This is a genomic window from Treponema endosymbiont of Eucomonympha sp. (assembly GCF_001028545.1).
The window spans coordinates 1-1,077 of sequence record NZ_BBPW01000202.1; the positions used below are offsets into that span (position 1 = coordinate 1).

1 protein-coding gene is annotated in these 1,077 nt (G+C 50.4%); it reads right to left on the reverse strand.

Annotated elements, in window-relative coordinates:
- Positions 1–1,057: BamA/TamA family outer membrane protein (locus AWU74_RS05955; protein ID WP_238580198.1), on the reverse strand; the 1,057-nt coding region annotated here is incomplete at its 3' end.
- Positions 1,058–1,077: the final 20 nt, after the last annotated feature.

A 1,077-nucleotide genomic window follows, 5' to 3' on the forward strand; every position in this document is an offset into this window, starting at 1 on the left:
GACCGGTCGCCTTCTTCCATCCCACCGCCCCTTCTTTGAGTTGGAATTTATTGGCGAACAGCAAACGCGGCGGGAAATTGCGTAACGTGAAGCGCAAGCCGTGACCAAAGCTAAAATAAAAGTCATTCAGCGAAAGACAGCTAAACAGATCGGCAGGCTTATTGTGCAACGTAATCGCGTCCATAAAGAAATCAAGCGCAAGCATTCCCGGCACAAGCGGCATTCTGATTTCGGCATAGTTTGACCATAACGCTTCCCCTCGGTTTTCGTAATAAGTCTCGTAGTCGTTCCAGCCGCGCCCGTTAAATATGCCGTCAATATATAATTGACTGTTCGACGATATTGTGCTTTCGTCGGGCGGGAACAAAAGCGACACACCGGAATAAAGCGCCAGCACCCATTTTAAATGCCAATCGTCGCTTACCGCGAAATCAAACAGCGTAACATACCCTTCGGCTTTAGTTTCGGTGCGGAAAAAAAACTCGTTTTCGACGACCGGCAATAGCCCCGTCCAGCCGACGCGCTGGCTGGCAAACCAGCCTTTCGACGGGTCATAATTAATGTCTCGTCCGTCTATGGAAAACGCTGTCCAAACCGTGTTTTTTAACCCCGGGTTGTCGTGGTAATCGCTGATAAGCGTCTCGTAATACGGTTCGTACAGCGCCGAATCATAGTTGTTTTTGATAAGATTGTTGGTCATTCCCGCCGAAAGCGACAGAATCGCAAAATCCGGAGTCCAGCGGTGCCCCAGTCCCGTGCTGAGCGAAAAGGACCACTGGTCATAATCCATGTAATGCCCGCTGTCGAGTCCGTCTGGATAATACACGTACTGCCGAGCGGCGAGCGATTTCCTTGAGCCTTCAGCACTGACGGAAAAACTGAGCGATTTGCCTAAAAACCACGAATCCACATAGCCAACGCTTGCCGATTGCTGATTATTCGAGACGTTCAGGCTGGTTGAAGCATTTTTTCCCGTACCGAACACGTTTGCATCTGAGAGCTGCAAAAAAAGCGAAACGGGCCAATCGTCCGGGTCGGTTACGCCGGAAAACGTCAAGCCAAATTGCACCTGCGTCG